The organism is Candidatus Palauibacter australiensis (assembly GCA_026705295.1).
Classification (GTDB): Bacteria; Gemmatimonadota; Gemmatimonadetes; order Palauibacterales; family Palauibacteraceae; genus Palauibacter; species Palauibacter australiensis.
Map to the genome: position 1 here is coordinate 19,851 of JAPPBA010000117.1, position 23,311 is coordinate 43,161.

A 23,311-nucleotide genomic window follows, 5' to 3' on the forward strand; every position below is an offset into this window, starting at 1 on the left:
CGCCGCCTGGCCCGGCCGCCCCGGTCACTCGCCCCCGCGTTCCCCCAGGGCCCGGGCCACCCGCTTTGCCGTCGAGACGTTGTCCTTGCCGCGCCGAAGTCCGCGCAGCAGGGAGGCCGTCGTAAGGAACGTCTCCTCGGCCTCCTCCTGAACGACAGCGAGCAGCGCCGCGACCTCGACCACCCGCTCCTCGACCAGGTCCACCATGCGGCCGGTGGATTCGCTCGCGCTCTTGAGCGCCTGTCCCACGCCGTCGGCGTCGTCCCGGAGTCGGCCCGCAATGCGCCGCGCCTGGTCGCTTGCCTGTTCGACGTTGTGCAGCACCGGCTTGAGGCGGTCGCTGAGGTCGTTGACCGTGCCCGAGATCCGTCTCAGCGGCTCGCGGGTCTCGCGCAGCAGGCGGACTGCGTGCAAGAGGACGATGAGAATCGCCAGCGCGACGACGAGCCAAACCGCCATCCCGGCCACGACCGCGATCTCGTATGTGGTCACTGCGGCTCCCCCGGAGGACAGTCGGAAGCACTGACGCGGAATTTCGCCACGCACTGCCAAGGGAGGAGAGTATAGGCCGCCATCCGTCCGCCGGCTACTTTGGCGCGCGGCGCCGGCAAGCCGTCCGTTGCAGGCCCCTGCGAGCACTTGCGGCTCGAATGCAGCGGGGCTCTACCACGGACCGCCAGGCCGGATGTGGGAACGGGCGGGAGGAGGCGCGATGTACTATCGGATCGAGGGTGGCCACGAGCTGAGCGGCGTGTTCACGCCGGCCGGCAACAAGAACGCCGCCCTCCCCATCCTCGCCGCCACGCTCCTCACGCACGAGCCGGTGCGAATCGAGAACGTCCCGCGCATCACCGACGTGGAGACGCTGCTCGACCTCCTCCGCAGGCTCGGAGTCGAGGGTGGCTGGACGGCGCCCGGCGTTCTCGAACTCAACGCCGCCGGGGTGAATCCGCGGGCGATCCCGGATGAGGACCTGGCCGGCCGGATCCGCGGATCGGTGCTGCTCGCGGGCCCGATGCTCGCCCGGATAGGGTCGTGCCAGCTCCCGCACCCCGGCGGAGATTTCATCGGGCGCCGCCGTCTGGACACCCACATGCTTGCGCTGCAGGCGCTCGGAGCGGCGGTCGACGTTGGAGACCGCTACGTCCTGAGCGCTCCCGGTCTCCGCGGCGCCTCCGTCTTCCTCGATGAGCCGTCCGTTACGGGGACGGAGAACGCGGTGCTCGCGGCGGCCACGGCGACGGGCACGACGGAACTTCGTAACGCCGCAACGGAACCCCACGTACAGGACCTGTGCCGCTTTCTCATCACGCTTGGCGCCCGCATCGAGGGCATCGGAACCTCGCGGCTCGTCATCGAGGGCGTGGAGACGCTGGGAGGAGGGACGTTCCGGATCGGGCCGGATCACATTGAAGTCGGGAGCGTGATCGGGTTGGCGGCGGCGACGGGCTCGACCCTTCGGATCGCCGGAGTGGATCCGGCCCACTTCGACCCGCTTCGCGTGGGCTTCCGACGCCTCGGCCTCGAATTCGCGTGGCGCGACGACCAGCTCCTCGTGCGCGGCGCGGGAGAGCTCGAGATCCAGCCCGATCTCGGCGGCCAGATTCCGAAGATCGACGACGGGCCCTGGCCGGCGTTCCCCGCGGATCTGATCAGCATCGCGCTCGTGGCCGCGACCCAGTGCCGCGGCACCGTCCTCATTCACGAGAAGATGTTCGAGTCGCGGATGTTCTTCGTCGACAAGGTGATCGCCATGGGCGCCCGCATCGTCCTCTGCGATCCGCACCGGGCCGTCGTCGTGGGACCTTCGCCGCTACGCGGAGCGACCCTCGAGAGCCCCGACATCCGGGCCGGCATGGCGCTCCTTATCGCGGCGCTTGCGGCGGAAGGCGCGAGTCGCGTGTACAACATCGGGCAGATCGAGCGCGGCTACGAGCGCATCCATGAACGCCTCGCGTCGGTGGGAGCCCGCATCGAGCGGGTGGAGCCGGACGGCTCATGACGGAGGTCGCGGAGATCCGGAAGGACGGCATGCTGCGGTTGTCGCAGTGGGAGTCGCTCGATCCGAGTGTGGTCTGCGGGATCACCACGGCGGAACGCGGGGACCTCGCGGTCGCGGAGGCCTCCCCGGCACACGTGACTGCGGTCTACGCGGATCTGGCACGGGAACTTGGCTTCCGCCGGGTATCGGTGCCGACTCAGGTCCACGGCACGGATCTGCGGGAGATCAGGGCCGGATCCGCCCCGGACTCGGGGGGGTGTACCGTCCACCGGGCGGGTCGCGTGGACGGCCAGCTCGCGGTCGGGCCCGGTTGGCTCCTGGCCGCGACCGCCGCGGATTGCGTTCCGGTCTACCTCTGGTCCCGTGAACTCGGGCACATCGGGCTGATCCACGCGGGTTGGCGTGGGGCGGCGGCGGGCATCCTTCCGCGCGCGATCTCCCGGCTCGCCCGCGGTCTCGACGGCGGATCCCCCCGCACCGTCGCGGACCTCCGAGTCCATCTGGGGCCCGCGATCTGCGGGGACTGTTACGAGGTCGACACACCCGTGCTTTCCGCCTTCGGCCTCGGCGGCACGCGCGCACAACTCGACTTGAGGGGCATCCTCGCCGCCCAGGCAGCGACGGCCGGCATCGCACCCGACGCCCTTTCGAGCTCCCGTTTCTGCACGTCATGCGGCCCCGGCGACCTTCATTCGCACCGCGCGAGCGGCGGCACGGCGGGACGGATGGCCGCCTTCCTGGGGCTGCGAAGCGGCTGAACCGGGGGCACCGACAGGCGGAACGGGCTGTTGCAGCGGGTCGGACCCCGCCGTATGTTCGGAGTCGCATGTTCACATACGTCCGCGCGGGTCGGCGGACGATGGCGTTACTCGAAGTGGGGAAGCTGTACGGGCCCCACTTTTTTTTGCAGTAGGGCGAACCGGATTCGCCGAAGGGGTCGGTCATGCTGGACCCGGCGGACATCGAACGCGCGGTCGAAGGCCTTGGCTTCGAGGTCGTGCAGATGGAGCGCGGCGGAGGCCGCCGCCGGCCGCTGCTCCGGCTCCGGATCGATCGGCCGGGCGCGTCGGCGGCCCGATCGGGCGTGACCGTCGACGACTGCGTCGCCGTGACGAGGAAACTGCGTGTCGCACTTGAAGATGGGGCGACTGAGGACTGGGTGCTCGAAGTGTCGTCGCCGGGAGTGGACCGGCCGCTGGTGAAGGCCGCGGACTACGAGCGCTTCGCCGGGTCGCGGATTTGCGTTCGGGGCTACGGTCCGCTGGCCGATCGAGGCCGGAGGGTGGACGGCATGCTGCTCGGGATGGTGGACGGCCTTCCCGGCACGTTCGCGCTGGAGATCGAAGGGGATCGTGTGGAGATCCCGCTGGAGCTCGTGGCCTCCGCCCGCCTGGTCTACGACTGGGACGCGGCCGGAGGCGTGGATGGGAGATAGAGAGAGGCAATGAGCGATCAGATCCCGATCGTTGAAGCGTTCCGCATGATGGCGGCGAACAAGTCGCTGACGGAACTGGAGCTGCATGATCTCATCCGCGAAGGGATCCATGCGGCTCTCGCCCGTCGTTTCGGCGGTCCGGTCGAGGCGGAAATCGACGTCACCGATGGCGGCGACATCTCGATCGTCGTCCTCAAGGAAGTCGTTGACGAGGTCGAGGATCCGGCGCAGGAAGTAACGCTTGAGCAGGCTCGCTGGGATGACCCCGACTTCCAGGTCGGCGACCTCATGGAGATCCCGGTCGACTTCAGGGACTTCGGCCGCAGCGCGGTGATGGCCGCCAAGCAGAGGATCATCCAGCGTATCCGCGAGGGAGAACGCGACCGCATCCGGATGGAGTTCAACGACCGGGTAGGGGACCTCGTGTCAGGCGAGGTGCAGGCGAGCGAGCGCGGCAAACTCGTCGTCATGCTGAACCGGTCTCGCGAAGCCGAGGCGATCATCCCGTGGCGGGAGCAGAATCCCCGGGAACGCTTCCGCCAGGGCGAGCCGATCCGCGCCGTGCTGAAGCTGCTGGAGGAGACGCCGCGCGGACCGCGACTCATCCTTTCGCGGGCGGACCCCCAGTTCGTCGCTTCGCTCTTCGCGCTCGAGGTGCCGGAGATCTACCAGGATATCGTGGACATCAAGGAGATCGTCCGTGAAGCGGGCGGGCGCACCAAGGTGGCCGTCGCGTCCCGGGATGAGTCCGTCGACCCGGTCGGGGCCTGCGTCGGCCTGAAGGGGTCGCGCGTCCAGGCTGTCGTGTCGGAGTTGAGCGGCGAACGGATCGACATCGTCCCGTGGCACCCGGACCCGGAGATCTTCGCCCGCCGAGCCCTGGCTCCGGCCCGGGTCGCGAAGGTGATCTCGGATCAGGAACGGCACGTCATTACGGCGATTGTGGACGAGGACCAGCTGTCGCTGGCGATCGGGCGAAACGGACAGAACGTGCGGTTGGCGTCGCAGCTCATCGGCTGGCAGATCGACCTCTATTCCAGCCGTGACTGGATGGAGCGCGGCGGAGAGGCTGGCCTGTTCGGAGGCGATGACGAATACGAGATGTCCGACTTCCCGCTCTCCGAGCTCGAGGGGATCGCCCCGGCAACCCTCGCGGCGCTCGAGGCGGCCGGGATCGGCAGCTTTTACGGACTCCTCGACATGGATCGGAGCGATTTCCTTCAGGTTCCAGGGATCGGGGCGGACGAGGCGGATACCCTGGAGGCGCTCATCGACGAATTGACCGTCGTGGACGAGGCACAGACGGAGGGCGCCGGGGCCGCGGAGACGGCTGTCGAGGCGCCCGCGGACGCGGCGGCCGCGGATGCGCCGCCGGAGCCGGCATCCGGGGAGGCGGCCGATGCGTTGAGTACCGCGGCCTCGGGCGAGGGGACCGCCTGAAGCGCGGCGGAGCCCGGGGACGGGCGGGGGGGACGCTGAGCCTGCTCGGGATCGCGAAGCGCGCGGGCCGGGTCGCGCTCGGGACCCGCGCCGTGGACATCGCGGCGCGCAGGGGAAGGCTCGCCCTCCTCGTGGTCGCGAGCGACGCATCGCGGCATGCACTGACCCGCCTCACGCCACAGGCGCGGCGGGCGTCGCGTGTAACAGTGACGAGTCGCAGGGCGCTAGGACGGGCGCTGGGACGGAACAATGTAGCCGTCGTCGGCGTCACGGATTCGGCGCTGGCGCAGCGGATTCTCGAGGGGGAGCGCACGCCTTCGTGGCGTGACGAAAGCTCCGGGTCGCGGGGAGATCCGGAAGGGCAGGTGCCTGGACAATGAAGCGTGTCTTCGAGGTCGCGGAGGAACTGAGACTCGACACGAGTCACCTCATCCAGCTGCTGCGGGAGATGGAGGTGCCCGTGCGGAGCCACATGTCGAGCGTGGATTCGGCGAGTGTGGCGCGTCTGCACGCACGGCTCGAACGCGAACGGAGGGGTGAGGCGGTCACCGGAACCGCGGCCCCCGTGCGGCGACGCCGTCGCCGGCGGAGGGCCGCTCCCGCGTCGCTCACCGCCGCGACGCCGGACGTCGAAATCGAAGAAGGGCCCGGGCCATCGCCCGAGGCGATGGAAGAGGCCGAGACCGCAGCCGCCGAGGCGCCCGATGCCGAATCTCCGGTCGAGGCCGGGATCGAGGTCGAGCCCGAGGTCGAGCCCGAAGCTGAAACCGACACCGAGGCCCCGCGGGCGGAGACCGAATTCGAGCCTGAGGTCGAGGTCGCTCCGGAGCCCTCCGAGGCTCCCGAGACCGCCCCCGAGGAGGCCGAGGCGGCGGAGCCGGAAGCGAGTGTCGAGGTAGCGGAGCCGACGGCGCCGGAATTCGCCGAGACCGAAACGGAACCTGTGGAACCGGCGGCGGACGGGGAGGTGGAGGCGCCGTCCGATCCGCCTCGTCCCGCGCGTCGGCCGAAGCCGGTCCGTCGGGACATGCCGTCGCCCGCCTCCCCGTCGGCGCCCTCGGGCCCCAGGGCCTCGGCGGGCCCCGGCGGCAAGGTGCGAATCTCGGCGGAAGGTTACACGGTCGATGGTCGCAAGAAGTCTCGCGGCGGAGATGGAAAAAAGCGGCGTCGCGTGGACCGGAACGCCGTCCAGCAGAATTTCCGCAAGACGCTGGCCGCGATGGGGCAGTCCTCGCCGCGGAAGCGGCGTCGCGAGACGCAGCAGCAGCAGCGCGAGGCGGAGCGCGAGCAGCGCGAACTCGAACAGCGCACGGAGAAGGCGACGGTTCGGGTCAACGAGTTCCTCACCGTGTCGGAGCTCGCCGACCTGATCGAGGTCCCGCCGCAGGCCATCATCACGTCGGCGTTCAAGAACCTCGGCCTCATGGTGACGATCAATCAGCGGCTCGACTTCGGCCAGATCGAACTCATCTGCGAGGAAGCCGGCTTCACGGCGATCCGCGAGGAGGGGTTCGAAGCGGACCTCGCCAGCGACGACGAAGATATGCCCGAGGACGAGAGCCAGTTGGTGCCCCGGCCGCCCATCGTGACGGTGATGGGCCACGTCGACCATGGAAAGACCTCGCTGCTCGACCGTATCCGGAGCACGAACGTGATCGCGGGAGAGGCCGGCGGGATCACGCAGCATATCGGCGCCTATCACGTGGTTCTCTCGGAGGGCCGAACGATCACCTTCCTCGACACGCCCGGCCACGAGGCGTTCACGGCCATGCGTGCGCGCGGCGCGGAAGTTACGGACATCGTGATCCTCGTCGTGGCGGCCGACGACTCCGTGATGCCGCAGACGATCGAGGCGATCAGCCACGCCCGGAACGCGTCGGTGCCGATCGTCGTCGCGGTGAACAAGGTCGATCTCCCCGCGGCGGATGTGAATCGGGTCAAGACGGAGCTCCTCGCGCGCGAGGTGGTTCTGGAGGACTTCGGCGGCGAGATCCTCGGCGCGGATGTCTCGGCGAAGACGGGGGAAGGGTTGGACGACCTCCTCGAAAAGGTCCTTCTCCAGGCCGAGATTCTCGAGCTGAAGGCGAACCCGGAGCGAGAGGCCCGGGGGACGGTCGTCGAGGCGCAGCTGGACCGCGGCATGGGTCCGGTGGCGACCGTGCTCGTGGAGCGGGGTACGCTGGAGGTGGGTGCCGATTTCGTCTGCGGACTCCATGGCGGTCGGGTTCGCGCACTCCTCGATGAGCGGGGCCGAAAAGTCACGAGCGCCGGTCCGGGGATCCCCGTGCGGGTGCTCGGGATCGAAGGGGTGCCGCAGGCGGGCGACTCCCTCGTGGTCCTCTCTGCCGCGCGGGTGCGCGAGATCGTCTCGCGGCGCCAGCAGCTGGAGCGCGAGAAGGACATCCGTCGCCGGGCGACCGGAACGCGACTCGAGGATGTCTTCGCCGCGGTCAAGGCGGGCGAGGGCGCGCGTCTGAACGTCGTCATCAAGGGCGATACGGACGGCTCGGTCCAGGCGCTCTCCGACAGCATCGAGCGGCTGTCGACCGACGAGGTTTCGGTGGAGGTCATCCACCGGGCGGTGGGCGGCATCAACGAGTCCGATATCCTTCTCGCCTCGACTTCACAGGCGATCATCGTCGGTTTCCACGTCCGACCCGACGCCGGCGCGGCGGCCGCCGCGGAACGCGAATCAATCGAGATCCGGATCTACAACGTGATCTACGAAGCGGTAGAGGAGATCCGTCTCGCGCTCGAAGGCCTGCTCGCGCCCGAGCAGCGTGAGGTCACGGTCGGCATGGCCGAGATCCGCGAGCTTTTCCGCGTCCCGAAGGCCGGGACGATCGCAGGCTGCTACGTCCAGACCGGCACCATGCGGCGGAACCTTCCAATCCGCCTCCTGCGCGACCAGATCCAGATCTACCAGGGTCGGATCGACAGCCTGCGGCGGTTCAAGGAGGATGTGCGCCAGGTGAGAGACGGGTACGAGTGCGGCATCTCGGTCGAGAACTACAACGATATCAAGATTGGCGATGTGATCGAGTGCTACGAGGTGGTGGAGGTTGCGCGCACCCTCTCCGGAGCACCGGCAGGCTGACCTTCGGCGGGCATCATGGCCGTCATCGGGGTAGGCCGCTGGGTGTTTCACCTCCCGGGCTGCCGGTCGCTCAAGGCGAAGCGGTCGGTGGTCCGCGGCCTGCGCGAGCGCACCATCCTGAAGTTCCGGGTCTCCGCCTCCGAGACCGGCCTCCGCGACCGGGCCTCGATGGCCGAGATCACGGCCTGCGTCGTATCGGGCCAACGTCGGCATGCCGAATCGGTCCTCGGACGCGTCGACCTCTTCCTGAGATCCGACCCGAGGGCGCACGTCATCGAGTCGGAGACCGAGTTCCTGTGAAGGCCGGCGGCCCGGCGCGGGGGAGCGCGTGACCCATCGTCACCGGAGCGAACGGTTGGGCGAACTGTTCCGGCGCGAACTCACGCGCCTCCTTCTCGGATCGCTCAAGGATCCGCGTCTCGACGGAGTGACGGTGACCGACGTGCGGGCCACCCGGGATCTCTCCTTCGCGACCGTCTACATTCGCTCGGACGAGGATGTGTCGGAGGGAATCGAGGGGCTGGAACACGCGGTGGGGTTCATAAGACGGGAACTGGGCCGGTCGCTCCGGCTGCGGAAGATCCCGGAGTTCCGCTTCCTGCCGGATGAAACGCCCGAGCACGCGAGCCGGATCGAGGAACTGCTGCGCCGGGCTCGCGAGGACGCGGGGCCGCGTGACGACTGAAGCCGGTCTGCTCCTCGTCGACAAGCCGGCCGGAGCGACGTCGCACGACATCGTCCTTCGGATACGGCGAAAGCTGGGGGTGCGCCGGATCGGCCACACGGGCACGCTCGACCCCTTCGCGACGGGGCTCCTGCTGTCGCTCGTCGGGTCGTTCACCCGGCTCGCCGACCTCTACCACGGACTCCCGAAATCCTACGATGCGACGCTGGCGCTGGGGCGGGAGACGGACACGGACGACCTCACGGGGAAGACCGTATCGGAGGATGCCGGTTGGCGGGAGCTGGACGGCGAGGCGATCCGGGCCTCCTTCGCAGCCCGCGAGGGCGTCGGACGCCAGGTGCCCTCCTCCTACTCGGCGCGCCGCACCGGCGGCGAGCGCGCCTATGCGCTGGCCCGCCGCGGGGAGCGCCCCGAACTGCAGGCACGCGAGGTGACCATCCACGAGATCGCGGTCACGGACATCGATCTCCCTCGGATCCGCTTCCGCGCGAGCGTCTCCACCGGCACCTACGTACGTGCGCTGGCCCGCGACATCGGGCGGGACCTCGGACCCGGGGCGCACCTTACGGCGCTGCGCCGCAGCGCGATCGGCCCGTTCGGGGTAGACGAGGCAACCGCTCCCGACGCGGTGGCGGAAGCCGTGGCCGAGGCGTCCACCGCCTGGCGCCCCGGGATGGCCGCGCTGCCGTGGGTGTGGCGGCGCGAACTGAACGATGGAGAGCGGGACGAGATCCGGTACGGAAGGCCGGTCGAGCGTGGGGACGTGCTGCCGCCGTCCGGGAGCGCGCCCGATTCGCGGGGGGGCTCCACGAACCCGGTCGCGCTGTACGCCTCCGATGAGCTCTTCGCCATCGCCCAGGAGCGCGATGGCCGCCTCTACCCGAAGAAGGTGTTTGCCGCGTGAGCGGGCTCCCCCCGCACGTCCGGGGCACCGTCGTCACCATGGGGACCTTCGATGGAGTCCACCTCGGGCACCAGGCGATCCTGCGCGACGTCGGGCGCCGAGCGCGCGCCCGGCACGGCCATGCCGTGCTGCTCACCTTCGACCCTCACCCCCTGAGCGTCGTGCGCCCCGAAGCTGCCCCCGCCCTCCTCACGCTGCCGGACGAGAAGAAGGAGATGCTCGCCCAACTCGGGCTCGACTACGCCGCGTTCGTCTCCTTCACGCTGGAGTTCTCCCGTTACTCCCCCGAGCAGTTCGTGGAGCACCTCATCGTCCCGTGCTTCCGCCCCGCGGAGGTCGTGATCGGGTACGACCACGGGTTCGGGCGCGGACGCGCCGGGGACGTTGCCGTGCTCGAGCGGCTGGGCGGAATCCACGGGTTCGAGGTCTCCGTCGTCGGAGGCGTCGAAGCGGACGGATCGCCCGTCTCATCCACCCGGGTCCGGCAGGCCGTGTCGGCGGGCGACATGGAGGGTGCCACCGCGGGCCTCGGTCGTCCGTACTCGTTCCGCGGGACGGTGATCCGGGGACTGGGACGGGGCAGGGCGCTCGGCTTTCCGACCGCCAACCTCACGCCTCCTCCTCCCGACAAACTCCTTCCGGCCGAAGGCATCTACGCCGTGCGCGCGACGCTCGGCTCCGAACGAACCGAGGGGCTGCTGCACCTCGGGCCCCGGCCGACCTTTGCGGGCTCGCCGCCGGCCATCGAACTCTTCCTCATCGATTTCAAGCGTGACATCTACGGAGAGCGCGTGATCGTCGATGTCCTCCACAGGCTGCGCGAGGTGCGGGCGTTCGAGTCGGGAGACGATCTCGTCGCGCAGATGCGCCGGGATCTCGCGGACGGCCTCGAATACTTCAGGGAAACGGGCAGATGACCGGCAAACTGACGGTATCGACGAGGCATCCGTGGTTCATCGCCCTGATCGTCTGCGCGGGCATCCCGCGACCGTCCGCGGCCCAGCCGCTCCTCGCGATCGCCGACGAAGCGGGGGAATGTGCCGTGCAACTCCGGGAAATTCTTCGTCTCGGCGACCCCGGCGATCCCGGAACGATCGGCAGCCGTCCGGAGATCACGCGCACCGCCCGGGGCGACTACATCGTGGCGAGCGGGGAGAACCGCGGACAACTGCTCGTATTCGATTCGGGCGGCGCCTTCCTGGAGGTCCTGGGAGGGAACGGAGACGGGCCCGGCGAGTATCGCGTCCCGGGACGCGTGCGCCCCGGATCCGATGGCAGCCTGCGGATCCTCGACCTCGTCAACCGCCGCATCACGCATGTGTCCCCGGATGGAGGACTGCTTGAAACGACGGATATCCGAAGCCTCCACGGGCTCGACTTCGCGACCCTCGGCGCCGGGGAACGCCACGCCGTCTCGGGGTTCGGCCAGACGGACGATGGACTGAGTGCGACGACGGAAGTCATCGGTAGCGATGGAGTCCGGCTCGCGAGCCTCGGTGCCGTGCCCGTCGCCTCGTGGCTCGTGAACTTCTTCCGCGCCCCCGTCGCGCTGGACGGACAGGGCCGGGTGTGGACGACCCGGGCGGGGGAATACGGGTTCGAGGCGTGGGATCCGGGGGGCGGGAGCGAGCCGATCGCGCACCTGACCGGAGAGCCCGACTGGTTCGATCCGGGACCGCCGCAGCCCGGGGCGCCCGTTTCGGCGCCGGCTCCCTCCATCGTCATCAGTCTTCGTGTCGACCGCGGCCTGTTGTGGGCGGGCACGTGGGTCGCCGACGAGAGCCGGGAGGCGGGCGCCGTCGCGACGCCGTCGCCGCTCGAACTCGACCGTCTCCTCGACACCATGCTCGATGTGATCGATCCCGCCAGCGGGGCACTCATCGCGCGCACCCGCCGGGACGAAGCGCTGCGGGGGACCGGGGACGACGCCCTCCTGTTCGGCGTTCGGGAGGACGGCGGAATCGCCCGCGCCGTCATCTTCGAGCCCGTCCTCGCCGGCCCCGGCTGTCCTGCCTCCAGCTCGCCGGGGCTGTGAGCACAGCCTCTTCTCAGGTGGGCGAGCCAATCTTCGCGGCGGAGGGGTTCGCCAAGCGATTCGGTGCCGCGGAAGTGCTCAGAGCGGCTTCGGTCCAGGCGTGGCCGGGGCGTGTGACGCTCCTCCTGGGGCGGAACGGATCCGGAAAGAGCACGCTCCTGCGCTGCGCCCTCGGGCTTCTCGGCGCGGAAACCGGCTCCGTGAGGTGGCGTGGTCGCGCGACGCTACGCCCGCGGGTCGCCCGCCTGGCTCGGGAGGGTCTGTGCTTCGTGCCCGATGCGGGGCTGGCCGTTCCGAGTCGGCGCGTTCACACCCATCTGGCCACGCTGGCCGCGGCATTTCCGGAGGCCCGTCGACTGACCGATCTCGATCCACTCGACGTGTCCCCATTCCTCGAGAGTCGGGTGCGCGAACTCTCGGGCGGCGAGCGGCGCCGCCTGGAACTCACCTTCGGACTTCTGCGCAACCCTCTGTGCCTGATCGCCGACGAGCCACTGACCGGTTTGGCTCCGGTCGACCAGCAGCGCGCGGTCCGGGCACTGCGGGACGCGGCCGGACGTGGCGCGGCGGTGCTGATCACGGGACACGAGGTCGAACTGCTCATGCAGGCCGCAGATGAAGTGGTATGGATCACGGCGGGAGGGACGCGCGTCATGGGGACTCCGGAACAGGCCTGGAGGCATCCCGAGTTTGGCTGGGACTACCTCGGCCGCCGCGGCCCAACCGAGCTGCGAACGGGCTCGAATCCCCATTCGGGGGACCCGGACCGGCGTCGGGGCGGAGACGCCGACCCCGCGGTGCCCGCAACGCGGCGATCGAGCCGGATGCGCCGCATCTGGCTACCGGTGGCCGGTGCCGCGGCGGGAATCTGGATCACGGTCCGGCTCGCGCTGGCCGTGTTCGGGGCGGCGACGGGAACGCTCCCGCGAGCGGGTGACGGCACGTTTGTCCCGTGGGCCGCGGGCGTCACGATGCCCGTCGTCGGAGTATGCGTCCTTCTCTCGTGGATCGACCATCGCCGGCGGGGCGAGGGCGCCTTCCTGTCCGCCCTCGGTGTCGGCCGCCGCCGCGCGTTCATCGTCTGGACCGCGACGTGTCTGGGCTTGGAGATAGCGACCTTGGCGCTTCTCGCTGCCCTGTGAACGGGCGGACAATTCGGGGACTGAATGGCGACGCACCTTTACAGAGACGCTTGCGGATTCTAGTTTTGTTGGCTGTATCTGAAGCGGCACGGCGGGCTTCGCCGTCTTGCCGGTCGCTCCGCGGGTCGAAGCGGGGCGGCGGATCGAGGGATAACAGAGAGACGTGGAAAAGACAGAGAAGCAGGGAATCATAGAGAAGTTCTCGCGACGCGAGAACGACCAGGGGTCGGCTCCGGTGCAGATCGCGCTGCTCACGGCCCGCATCGAAGAGTTGACCGGGCATTTCCGGGATCATCCAAAGGATCATCACAGCCGTCGCGGACTCCTGAAGATGGTTGGCCGTCGCCGCCGACTGTTGAACTACCTCCGCCGGACGGATCTCGACCGCTACCGCACGGTCATTGAGGAGCTTGGGCTACGCCATTGAGGCGCCGCCCCGCTCCGCAGACTTCCGCCTCCGCTTCCGCCGGCCCGCATCGTCGGGCCCCCGACTTTCCTTCCCTTGTACCGCGCCGGATCCCCCCGACCGGGGTGCTGAATCGAAGAAGCTGATGCAGGGTTGAAAAGACAACATGAGCGTCCGGCCCGGTGAGAGGCCGGCGCGGCGCGCGGAATCCCGCAGCGCCACACCTCGAAAGAAGAAGAGAAAAAAAGAATGACACACCGAATCGAAACGGAATTCCACGGACGGCCCCTGATCCTGGAGACGGGCAGAATGGCCCGGCAGGCCGACGGCGCCGTCTATGTGCAGTACGGGGAGACCGCAGTGCTCGTCACCGCCACGGCGGACCGCAAGCCCACGCATCTCCCCTTCTTTCCTCTCACGGTCGAGTACCGCGAGAAGACCTACGCCGCCGGCAAGTTCCCCGGCGGGTTCATCAAGCGGGAAACCCGGCCCGGCGAGAAGGAGACGGTCTCGGCGCGGCAGATCGACCGGCCCCTCCGGCCGCTCTTCCCCGCGGACTACCGGAACGACACCCAGGTCGTCTGTTTCATCATCTCCGCGGACCAGGAGAACGACGCGGACGTCATCGGCATGCTCGGGGCGTCGACGGCCCTCCTCCTGTCCCCGATCCCGTGGAACGGGCCGATCGCCGGCGTCCGGGTCGCCCGCCGCGAGGGCGAGTGGCTCGTCAACCCGACTTTCGATGACCTCGAACTGTGCGACCTCGAGATCGTCGTCGCCGGATCCGAGGAATCGATCGTGATGGTCGAGGGCGCCTGTCTCGAAGCCACCGAGGATGAATTCCTCGAGGCGATGCAGGTCGGACAGAAGGCCATCGCCGATCTGATCGCGCTCCAGCGCGAGTTGGTCCGGAAGGCTGGAGCCCCGGAAACCTTCGAGTACGAGCCCGTCGGACCCGACCCGGACGTCGTGGCGAAGGTCACGGAACTGGCGGCCGCTCAGGTGGGCGAAGCGTTGAGGATCGCGGACAAGGAGGAGCGCGGACGCGCCCTGTCCGCCCTGCGCGAGGAGCTCGCGGCTCGGCTCGAAGCCGACCACCCGGATTGCTCGGGAGATGTCGGCGCCGCTCTCCGAAAGCTGGAGAAGGAGACGATGCGCCGACGCATCCTCGAGGACGGGGAGCGCATCGATGGCCGCGGCATGAACGACGTCCGCGACATCACGTGCGACGTCGGTTTGCTGCCGCGCACCCACGGTTCGGCGCTCTTCACCCGGGGGCAGACGCAGGCGCTCGCCGTGACCACGCTCGGGACGGTGAGGGACGAGCAGCGAATCGACTCCGTCGACGTACGCGAAGAAACCTCGAAGTCCTTCATGCTCCACTACAACTTCCCCGGCTTTTCGACGGGCGAAGTGCGGATGTTCCGGGGTACGAGCCGCCGCGAGACGGGACACGGGATGCTGGCTGAGCGCGCGCTTCAGGCCCTCCTCCCGGCGTACGAGGACTTCCCGTACACGGTCCGCGTCGTCTCCGATATTCTCGAATCGAACGGGTCGAGTTCGATGGCTTCGGTCTGTGGCGGATCGCTCTCCCTCATGGATGCCGGAGTGCCGATGCGGGCCCCGTGCGCGGGGATCGCGATGGGGCTCATCAAGGAGGACGACCGGGTTGAAATCCTCACCGACATCCTCGGCGTGGAGGATGCCCTCGGCGACATGGACTTCAAGGTCGCGGGGACCGAGCGCGGGATCACGGCCGTCCAGATGGACATCAAGGCCGACGGTCTCTCGGTCGACACGCTGCGCGAGGCCCTGGCCCGGGCGCGCGATGCCCGGCTGCGGATCCTCGCGGCGATGAACGAGACGCTCGAAGCGGCCCGCGAGGAAATGTCGCCGCACGCGCCGCGGATCGTCACGCTGCAGATCAACCCGCAGAAGATCGGCGAGGTCATCGGGCCGAAGGGGAAGACGATCCGGATGATCCAGGAGGAGACGGGCACCGAGGTCAACATCGACGACTCGGGCACCGTCACCATCGCAGCGCCTTCGGGCGCGGGCGCGCAGCATGCGCGCGAGATGGTGGAAGGCATCGTTCAGGAGCCGGAGGTCGGACGGATCTACCGCGGTGTCGTAAAGAACACGACGGACTTTGGCGCCTTCGTGGAGATCATTCCCGGAGTCGAGGGCCTGTGCCACATCTCGGAACTCGAGGAGGGCCGCACCGCCAAGACGGAGGACGTCGTCAGCCCGGGCGACGAGGTGAAGGTAAAGCTGCTCGCCGTGGATGACCGCGGCCGCCTCAAGCTCTCGCGGCGCGCGGCCCTCGCCCCGGCCGAGTAGGCCTGACCGCGTCGCGTCCCGGCCCGCCTGCGCGCGGGCCGGCCCGGGAACTGCGGCCGACTTCCGGCGTGGGAGGCCGGCTCGATCGGGAGGTGTACCGAACCTGTCTCCCGGATGGCCCCATTGTGCTCAGCGAGCGCATGGATTCCGTGCGCTCCGTCGCCATCGGCCTCTGGGTGAGACAGGGCCGCGTGCACGAGGATGCCGAGCACGGCGGCGCGTCCCATCTGCTCGAGCACATGGTCTTCAAGGGGACGCACCGGCGCTCTGCCCGCGATCTCGCCTGGGAGGTGGAGCGGCTCGGGGGCGCGCTGGACGCGTATACGACGCACGAGTTCACCGCCTTCCAGGCGCGCGTGCCGGCGGGGGCGCTCGGCGTCGCGCTCGACGTGCTGTGCGACCTTGCCTTTTTTCCGCGGCTCTCCGGACAGGACCTGGAGGTGGAACGCGAGGTCGTGCTGGAAGAGATCGCTGCCGCGGCGGAAGTCCCGGAGGACATCGCCTTCGAAGAGCACGCGCGCGCGCTCTACGGCGGGCATCCCTACGGCGAACCGATCCTCGGCACCCGCGCGTCGGTGCGGGCGCTTTCCGTGTCCGCGCTGGCGGAAGTGCACGATCGGGCGTACCGGCCGGGCAACGTGGTCGTGGCCGCGGCGGGAGCGGTGGAGCATGAGGACCTCGTGGAGGGGCTGGCGCGCTGGCTCCCCCGCCGGCCCGCCGTCCCCGCCCCCGCGGACCCGCCGCCGCCGATCGGCGAATCTGGCTTCCGGCGCATGCGACGCGAGGGCGGCCGTCAGACGCACATCGTGACTGGAGGACTCACCGTTCCGTACCGCGATCCCCTTCGCTACGCGATCCATGTCACGGCGACGGCCCTCGGGGGCGGCATGAGTTCGCGGCTTTTCCAGAGAATCCGCGAAACGCTCGGGCTCGCCTACGCGGTGTACAGTTTCGACGGGTTCCACGCGCAAGCGGGCCACGTCGGCGCCTACGTCGGGACCCGCCCCGAAACCGCGGATGAGGCGCGCGAGGCGGTGGAGAGGGAACTCGCCGTGCTGGCGCGCGAAGGACTGACGCGCGAGGAGCTGGACGACACTCGGAGCCAGCTGAAGGGGCAGTTTCTGATCTCGCTCGAATCGCCCGCGAGCCGCATGAACCGGCTGGCCGGCGTCGCCCTGTACGGCCACGAGTATCGCACCCTTGACGAGGTGGCGGCGAGAATCGACGCGGTCGACCGTGCGCAGTGTTTCGAAGCTGCCGCATACTTCGCACCCGAACGGCTCGCGACCCTCGAGCTGGCGCCCGGCAACGCCCCGGGGCGTACCGCACCGGACGCGACCTGAGCGTCCCCCTGGGAGGGAACGAAATGATCGTCGGCGTACCGAAGGAGATAAAGGCGGACGAAAGTCGAGTGGCCCTCGTCCCGGCCGGAGCGACCGCGCTCGTCGCGGCCGGACACGCCGTGTGTGTGGAACGCAACGCGGGCCTGCGCAGCGGCTTTCCGGATGACATGTACGTCGCCGCGGGAGCGGAGGTAGTGGATTCGGCAGACCGGGTCTGGGACCGGGCCGAACTCATCGTCAAGGTGAAGGAGCCGATCGAAGCCGAATACGCCCGAATGCGGGCCGACCAGGTCATCTTCACCTACTTCCACTTCGCGGCCGACGAACGTCTCACGCACCGTACGCTGGAGAGCGGGTGCGTCGCGATCGCCTACGAGACGGTCCAGCTTCCAACGGGCGAACTCCCGCTTCTGACGCCGATGTCCGAGGTGGCGGGGCGGATGGCGATCCAGCAAGCAGCCAAGAACCTGGAGCGCATTGCGGGCGGGTACGGGATCCTGCTCGGGGGCGTGCCGGGAGTGCTCCCGGCCGAAGTCGTCATCCTCGGGGGAGGGGTCGTCGGCGCGAATGCGGCGACGATCGCGGCGGGTTTCGGCGCCCACGTGACGGTCCTCGACGTTAATCTCCCGCGTCTCCGGTATCTCGCGGAGGTCATGCCGGCCAACGTGGATACGCTCTACTCGAACCGACACTCGATCCTCGAGCAGATCGAACGCGCGGACGTCGTAATCGGTGCCGTGCTCGTACCCGGCGGGAAGGCGCCGAAGCTCGTGCGGCACGACGACCTGCGGCGGATGAAGGACGGTGCGGTGATCGTCGACGTGGCCGTGGATCAGGGCGGCTGCGTGGAATCCGCGCGCCCGACCACGCACAACGACCCCACCTACACCGTTCACGGGGTCATCCACTACTGCGTGGCGAACATGCCGGGGGCCGTCCCGCGAACGTCCACTCTGGCCCTGACGAACGCGACGTTTCCCTACGTCCTGCACCTGGCGAATCGCGGGTGGAAAGCGGCATGCGACGAGGGTCCGGACCTCGCCCTGGGGGTCAACATCGCGGGAGGACGGGTCACGTACGAGGCCGTCGCGGAGGCGTTCGATCTGGAGTACACGCCTCTCGGGGCGCTCTCCGCGTGAGTCCGGGCAGCCGGGAGGGAGGCGAGCCGCGAAGCGACTTTCCTGCGTCCGACAGTACGTTTACATTTCGGCGTCCTTCACCCGGAGTGGCAGTTTCCGGTACGATTCGCCGCCTTGGAGGTGTCCCGCCCGTGTCCTTCAGCCCACGGATCCCGCGCCGGCCCGGAAGGGCGGCCTGCTAGATGGGAAAGTGGTCGCTGCGGGGTAACTTCCTGCCGATCAGCAAGATCGGAGTGGACCTGGGGACGGCGAACACCCTCGTACATGTCGAAGGCGAGGGCATCGTCCTCAACGAACCGTCCGTCGTCGCGGTCCGAAAGGAAACCGGCCGCATCGAAGGGATCGGGCTCGCGGCCAAGCGCATGCTCGGCCGCACGCCGAGCGGGATCGAAGCGGTTCGGCCGCTGAAGGACGGGGTGATCGCCGACGTGGACATCACCGAGATGATGATCCGCTACTTCCTCAAGGAAGTGATGACTACGCGGCTCTTCAAGATCCGACCTCTCGTCGTGGTCGGCGTGCCGTCCGGCATCACGGAACTCGAACGCCGGGCCGTCCGGTCCAGCGCGCACGCCGCCGGCGCCAAGGAAGTCTACATGGTGGCGGAACCGATGGCGGCGGCCGTCGGCGTCGGACTTCCGGTGGAGACGCCGACGGGCAACATGATCATCGACGTCGGGGGCGGGACGAGCGAGATCGCGGTGATCGCGCTTTCGGGATCGGTCGCGGACACGTCGATCCGCGTCGGCGGCGACGAACTGGACTCCACGATCGTCGCCTTCCTCCGCAAGAACTACAACCTCCTCATCGGTGAGCCGACGGCGGAAGCCGTCAAGATCCAGATCGGGTCGGCGTATCCCACGGACGACGACAAGGAGATGCTGGTCAAGGGGCGGGACCTCGTCTCCGGCATTCCGAAGACCTTGCGGGTCCATTCGGCCGAGGTTCGCGAGTGTCTTCAGGAGCCGATCCAGCAGATCGTCGCCGCGGTACGGAGGGCGCTCGAGATCACACCGCCGGAACTTGCCTCCGATATCGTGGACCGGGGCGTCGTGATGACGGGCGGCGGCGCCCTCGTGCGAGGGCTGGATACGCTGCTGGGCGAGGAAACGGGGCTCCCGATCCACGTCGATGCGGAACCGCTTACCTGTGTCGTTCGGGGCTGCGGGAAGATCCTTGAGGAATTCGGACGGTATCGTGGAGTTCTCACGAGTTGACGCCGAACCTCCGCTGAATCGCCGCCCGTGAGTTATCAGGGCGTCCGGCCGCCGGGTCGCGGGCCGCTCGATGTCATCGTCTTTTCCCTCGCCCTCATCCTCAGCGGCGTCGCCGCGGGTCTGCCCAGCGCACATCAGAGCCAGGTCGAGTCCGCGGTCCGCGCCAGCGCGCTCTACCCGTTCCTGTTGCTCCATCGCCTCGCTGCCGAGCGGGGACAGATCGAGAGCCGCGTCGAGGTTCTGCTGGCGGAGCGGGATTCGCTCACGGAACTCCTGCTGCGCTACCGGGACCGCACGGCGCCGGTCGAGGACACGTCGCCCGCGCGGGATCTCGAGGGGCTACCGGCCGGCTCGGCCGAGCCGGCGGTCGTTTATCCCGGACGCCCCAACGTCGGCAATCCGGACCTGTTCGTGTTGTCGGGACCCGATTTTCGGGGCCGCGAGTTTCCGGTCGGTGTCTTCACCGGCATCGGCCTGGTCGGTGTCGTGAGAGCCCCTCACGGGCGAGGGGGAAGGGGCGAATTCTGGAGCCATCCCGACTTCAGGGTCAGCGTTCTTGCCGACGGGGAAGGCGTGTCAGGGTTCGTGCGGCCGCTGCGCGCGGACGGAGGGCAACCCGTGCTCCTCCTTGAGGGCGCGCCCTTCCAGGCGGACATACCGGTCGGGACTCTGCTGGTTACGACGGGGATCGCCGGCGTCTATCCGCCGGGCGTGCCAGTGGGGCGCATCCGCGAGCCCGACGAGCCGGAGGCGGGCTGGATGAAGCGCTACGTTGTCGAGCCCGCCGTGCGGCCGGAGGAGGTCAGGGACGTTTTCGTGTGGAATCGGCCGGCGTTGCCGGCAAACGTCGAGGCGGACACGGCGTCCGCGCCGGTGGAACCCGCGCCTGCGGCGGCGGATACGGCTTCGGTCCCTCGATGAGTCCGGCGGGGAGGTGGTTCGTCGCCGCACTCCTGCTGGTCCTGCACTTTGCCCTGCATCCACTTTGGAGCCGATGGCCGATCGCGCCCGACCTCGTGGCTGGCGGGTTGATCCTGAGCTCGCTGCAGCTCCGCTGGGGAAGGGCCGCCGGCTTCGGGTGCGTGATCGGTCTCCTGGAAGCGTCGATCTCGCTGGGACCGATGGGCCTCACGATGTTACTCTTCTCACTGACGGGGGCGCTCGTCGGCTGGGTGCGAGGCCTGATCTATTCGGACTCGGACAACGCGACGCCGGTCTTCGTCTTTTTCGGGACGTGGGTGCTGCGGTTTGCGGTCACGGTCTTCGTCGTCGGAGATTCGTCGGCAGGCGCCCTGCTCGTCCACGGCGCCGGATCGGCCGCCTTGACCACGGCGGTGTGCTGGGTGGCGGCGAGGCTGGTTTCGGCAGCCACGAGGTGAAGGGGAGGATGTGAAGGGCGACAACGAACACCGCTCGATCCGGAGACAGCGAGGCCGCTGGGCGGCGGGTGCGATCTTCTTCTGCCTCTCGATCGTCGCCGCCGGGTTCATCAATCTCCAGATCTTCAGCACCGAGCTGTACACGTTCCTTTCGAGCGAGAACCGGCTGAGGACCATCACCGTGCCGGCCCCGCGCGGGACCATCTACGACCGGTATGGACGGGCCATCGCGGACAACGTGCCGGGGTACGACGTGTCGATGCTTCCCGGGCCCCGCGACTCCATCTCGGCTGGCCTCGACCGCCTCGCGGAGCGGCTGGACCTGTCGCCCGAGCGCCGAGCCGCACTGCTGTCGCGCAACCGCGAACGTCCCGGCGAGGCTCTGGTCGTGCGCGAGAACGCGAACTTCGAGCAGGTCGCGTTCATCGAGGAGCGTCGGCCCCGGTTTCGGCGCGTCGTCGTGGATCAGAGGCCGCGCCGGCGCTACCCGGCGGGACCCGCCGTCGCGCACATGATCGGATACGTGGGGGAGATCAGCCCGGAGGAACTCGCTCGATCCGAGTATGCGGACTACGAATCCGGACAGTCGATCGGGAAGACGGGGCTGGAGCAGCAGTACGAGCACAGGCTCGCCGGGCGGCACGGGATCCGCTACACGGAAGTGAACGCCCTGGGCACGATCGTGCGGGATCTCGGGGTGGCGCAGGCGCAGGCTCCGGTGCCCGGAGACGACCTGCATCTCGGCATTGATCTCGACCTGCAGGTGTATGCGGACTCGGTGTTTCCGGAAGGGATGCGGGGCGGCGTCGTGGCGCTGGACCCGGTGACCGGAGAGGTGCTCCTGCTCTACAGCCACCCCACATTCGACCCCAACGCATTCATCGGCGGCATCCCCCTGGATCGGTGGAATTCCCTTCGCGAACATCCGGACCAGCCGCTGCTGGACCGGGTTTCCAACGCTTCCTACCCGCCGGGATCGACGTGGAAGCTCGTCATGTCCTCCATCGGGATGAAGACGGCCGACCTCACGATCGATACCTACCACACGCACGCATGCACCGGCAGGCTCGCGTACCACACGCGCTACTTCCACTGCTGGCTGTCGCGGGGACACGGGCGCCTGAACCTCTCCGAGGCGATCAAGCATTCGTGCAACGTCTGGTTCTACCAGGCGGGGCAGCGGATCGGTCTCGACCCGCTCCTCGCGGGGGTCGGCGAGTTCGGCTTCGGTCGCACGACGGGGATCGACCTCCCGTCCGAGAGACCGGGCCTCTTCCCCGACTCCCGACAGTGGTACGACGAGCGGTTTGGGCCCGGAGGATGGACCGAAGCCGTCGTGTGGAACCTCTCGATCGGGCAGGGGGAAAACGCGCAGACGTTGCTGGCGATGGCCCAGTTCTACGCGGCGCTGGCGACGGGCAGGGCGCCCGTCAAACCTCACCTCGTGCGGGATGAGACGCTGGCACAGCAGCGCGCGGACTGGGCGTTCGATCTCCCCGAAGTGCAGCGGCGCCAACTCGTCGACGCACTGGCGCGTGTCGTGAATGAGCCCGGGGGCACCGCGTACGGCAGCCGCCTGGCCCGCTGGACGCTGGCCGGCAAGACCGGCACGGCCCAGAATCCGCACGGCGAGCCCCATTCCTGGTTCGTGGGGTTCGCGCCCGCCTACGACCCCCGCATCGTGATCGCGGCGATCGTGGAGCACGGGCACCCGGACGGGGCCCCGTCGCTGGCGGTGCCTCTCGCGTCCGGGATTGTGGACCGCCACCTCGAAACGCTCGGTATGCCGCCGGAGGAAACGCCCGGCGTCCGTCCGCTGGAAGCGCTTCCGGTGCCGGCGGGCGGATGATCGACCGCCTGCGGATCCCCGGAGTGGGAGATCCCGTGCTGCTCGGGCTGGTGCTGTTCATGACCGGGCTCGGGATCGCGATGATCTACTCGGCCGGGCAGGTCGACGTGCAGTCGCTGGCCACCGGGACCTGGGTTCGCCAGCTCTACTGGTTCGGCGTGGCGATGGTCGCGCTGGCCGTGACCTCCCGCTTCTCGCTGCGTTTCCTTGAGTGGCTCGCGCCGTGGGTGTACGGGATCACGGTCCTCCTCCTCGTCCTCGTGTTCTTCGTCGGGACGGGCCCGAACGGGAGCTGGCTCGAACTCGGCCCGGGGCGACTGCAGCCGGCCGAAGTCGCGAAGCTGGGGACGATCCTCATGCTGGCGCGCGCGATGGGAGGCACGCGCGGACCGTACGACCGGCTGCTGGAGCTCTGGAGACCCGGCGTCATCACGCTCGTCCCGTTCGTCCTCGTGCTGCTGCAGCCGGACCTCGGGAGCGCCATGATCTTCGGGGCGCTCTTCCTCGCCGCGCTGTTCTGGAGCGGCGTCCCGTTGCCCAAGATTTTCCTGCTCGCGTCGCCGGGCCTCAGTCTCCTGCTCGGCTTCAACTGGATCGCGTGGGGCCTCGGGTTCCTCGTCGTCGCGGCCTGCCTGTACGTACACCGCCTCTTCATCCTCGAGGCGGTGGGCGTGCTCCTCGCAAACGTCTTCGCGGGCGCGCTCACGCTCCGCATATGGGATTCGCTCGCCGACTATCAGCGGAACCGGCTCCTCGTCTTCCTGGATCCCGAGATCGATCCCCTCGGCGCCGGCTGGCACCTCATCCAGTCGAAGGTCGCCATCGGCTCCGGCGGACTCATCGGCGCCGGCTTCGCCAACGGGCCGCAGAAGCGGCTCGCCTTCCTCCCCGAGCAGCA

Annotated in this window: 21 protein-coding genes; 20 read left to right on the plus strand and 1 reads right to left on the minus strand. The window is 69.0% G+C overall.

All coding sequences use genetic code 11. From position 1 onward, the window contains the following. Positions 1-24 precede the first annotated feature (24 nt). The gene (locus tag OXN85_09150; protein ID MCY3600125.1) at positions 25-492 is read right to left on the minus strand and encodes a hypothetical protein; all 468 of its coding nucleotides are present in this window, start codon (positions 490-492) and stop codon (positions 25-27) included. Positions 493-712: 220 nt separating this feature from the next. Here OXN85_09150 and murA point away from each other — a divergent pair, with 220 nt between their 5' ends. From murA to OXN85_09250, 20 genes are all read left to right on the plus strand, one after another. Continuing rightward, positions 713-2,002 carry a UDP-N-acetylglucosamine 1-carboxyvinyltransferase gene (gene murA, locus OXN85_09155; protein ID MCY3600126.1) on the plus strand — a complete coding sequence of 430 codons (1,290 nt, stop codon included), beginning with the start codon at positions 713-715 and terminating at the stop codon, positions 2,000-2,002. Continuing rightward, the gene (locus tag OXN85_09160; GenBank protein MCY3600127.1) at positions 1,999-2,760 is read left to right on the plus strand and encodes a laccase domain-containing protein; all 762 of its coding nucleotides are present in this window, start codon (positions 1,999-2,001) and stop codon (positions 2,758-2,760) included. The genes murA and OXN85_09160 overlap by 4 nt, the downstream gene beginning before the upstream one ends. Before the next feature lie 185 nt (positions 2,761-2,945). Beyond that, positions 2,946-3,437, plus strand: a complete 492-nt coding sequence (locus OXN85_09165) for a ribosome maturation factor RimP (protein ID MCY3600128.1) — start codon at positions 2,946-2,948, stop codon at positions 3,435-3,437. A gap of 9 nt (positions 3,438-3,446) precedes the next feature. After that, entirely contained in the window at positions 3,447-4,877 is a 1,431-nt protein-coding gene (gene nusA / locus OXN85_09170) for a transcription termination factor NusA (GenBank protein ID MCY3600129.1), read from the plus strand. A gap of 376 nt (positions 4,878-5,253) precedes the next feature. Next, a complete protein-coding gene (gene infB, locus OXN85_09175; protein MCY3600130.1) occupies positions 5,254-7,974 on the plus strand; it encodes a translation initiation factor IF-2 in 2,721 nt (906 codons plus the stop codon). Positions 7,975-7,989: 15 nt separating this feature from the next. Then, positions 7,990-8,274 (plus strand): DUF503 domain-containing protein, encoded by a 285-nt coding sequence (locus tag OXN85_09180; GenBank protein MCY3600131.1) that lies wholly within the window; start codon positions 7,990-7,992, stop codon positions 8,272-8,274. A gap of 28 nt (positions 8,275-8,302) precedes the next feature. After that, positions 8,303-8,659, plus strand: a complete 357-nt coding sequence (gene rbfA / locus OXN85_09185; GenBank protein MCY3600132.1) for a 30S ribosome-binding factor RbfA — start codon at positions 8,303-8,305, stop codon at positions 8,657-8,659. After that, positions 8,649-9,563 (plus strand): tRNA pseudouridine(55) synthase TruB, encoded by a 915-nt coding sequence (gene truB, locus OXN85_09190; protein MCY3600133.1) that lies wholly within the window; start codon positions 8,649-8,651, stop codon positions 9,561-9,563. The genes rbfA and truB overlap by 11 nt, the downstream gene beginning before the upstream one ends. Then, entirely contained in the window at positions 9,560-10,480 is a 921-nt protein-coding gene (locus tag OXN85_09195) for a bifunctional riboflavin kinase/FAD synthetase (protein ID MCY3600134.1), read from the plus strand. Before truB ends, OXN85_09195 begins: the two co-directional genes overlap by 4 nt. Continuing rightward, entirely contained in the window at positions 10,477-11,598 is a 1,122-nt protein-coding gene (locus OXN85_09200) for a hypothetical protein (protein MCY3600135.1), read from the plus strand. The genes OXN85_09195 and OXN85_09200 overlap by 4 nt, the downstream gene beginning before the upstream one ends. A gap of 17 nt (positions 11,599-11,615) precedes the next feature. Then, on the plus strand, positions 11,616-12,740 hold the full coding sequence (locus tag OXN85_09205) for an ATP-binding cassette domain-containing protein (GenBank protein MCY3600136.1): 1,125 nt from the start codon (positions 11,616-11,618) through the stop codon (positions 12,738-12,740). 163 nt (positions 12,741-12,903) lie between these two features. Beyond that, positions 12,904-13,167 (plus strand): 30S ribosomal protein S15, encoded by a 264-nt coding sequence (rpsO, locus tag OXN85_09210; GenBank protein MCY3600137.1) that lies wholly within the window; start codon positions 12,904-12,906, stop codon positions 13,165-13,167. Between the two features lie 228 nt (positions 13,168-13,395). Continuing rightward, entirely contained in the window at positions 13,396-15,486 is a 2,091-nt protein-coding gene (locus tag OXN85_09215) for a polyribonucleotide nucleotidyltransferase (protein ID MCY3600138.1), read from the plus strand. 92 nt (positions 15,487-15,578) lie between these two features. After that, the gene (locus OXN85_09220) at positions 15,579-16,829 is read left to right on the plus strand and encodes a pitrilysin family protein (protein MCY3600139.1); all 1,251 of its coding nucleotides are present in this window, start codon (positions 15,579-15,581) and stop codon (positions 16,827-16,829) included. Positions 16,830-16,852: 23 nt separating this feature from the next. After that, entirely contained in the window at positions 16,853-17,968 is a 1,116-nt protein-coding gene (gene ald, locus OXN85_09225; protein MCY3600140.1) for an alanine dehydrogenase, read from the plus strand. 182 nt (positions 17,969-18,150) lie between these two features. After that, on the plus strand, positions 18,151-19,185 hold the full coding sequence (locus tag OXN85_09230; GenBank protein ID MCY3600141.1) for a rod shape-determining protein: 1,035 nt from the start codon (positions 18,151-18,153) through the stop codon (positions 19,183-19,185). Between the two features lie 27 nt (positions 19,186-19,212). Continuing rightward, the gene (locus OXN85_09235) at positions 19,213-20,106 is read left to right on the plus strand and encodes a hypothetical protein (GenBank protein ID MCY3600142.1); all 894 of its coding nucleotides are present in this window, start codon (positions 19,213-19,215) and stop codon (positions 20,104-20,106) included. Beyond that, on the plus strand, positions 20,103-20,564 hold the full coding sequence (mreD, locus tag OXN85_09240; GenBank protein MCY3600143.1) for a rod shape-determining protein MreD: 462 nt from the start codon (positions 20,103-20,105) through the stop codon (positions 20,562-20,564). The genes OXN85_09235 and mreD overlap by 4 nt, the downstream gene beginning before the upstream one ends. A 10-nt stretch (positions 20,565-20,574) precedes the next feature. Further along, entirely contained in the window at positions 20,575-22,413 is a 1,839-nt protein-coding gene (gene mrdA, locus OXN85_09245) for a penicillin-binding protein 2 (protein ID MCY3600144.1), read from the plus strand. Continuing rightward, positions 22,410-23,311: FtsW/RodA/SpoVE family cell cycle protein (locus OXN85_09250; GenBank protein ID MCY3600145.1), on the plus strand; the 902-nt coding region annotated here is incomplete at its 3' end. The genes mrdA and OXN85_09250, both read left to right, overlap by 4 nt.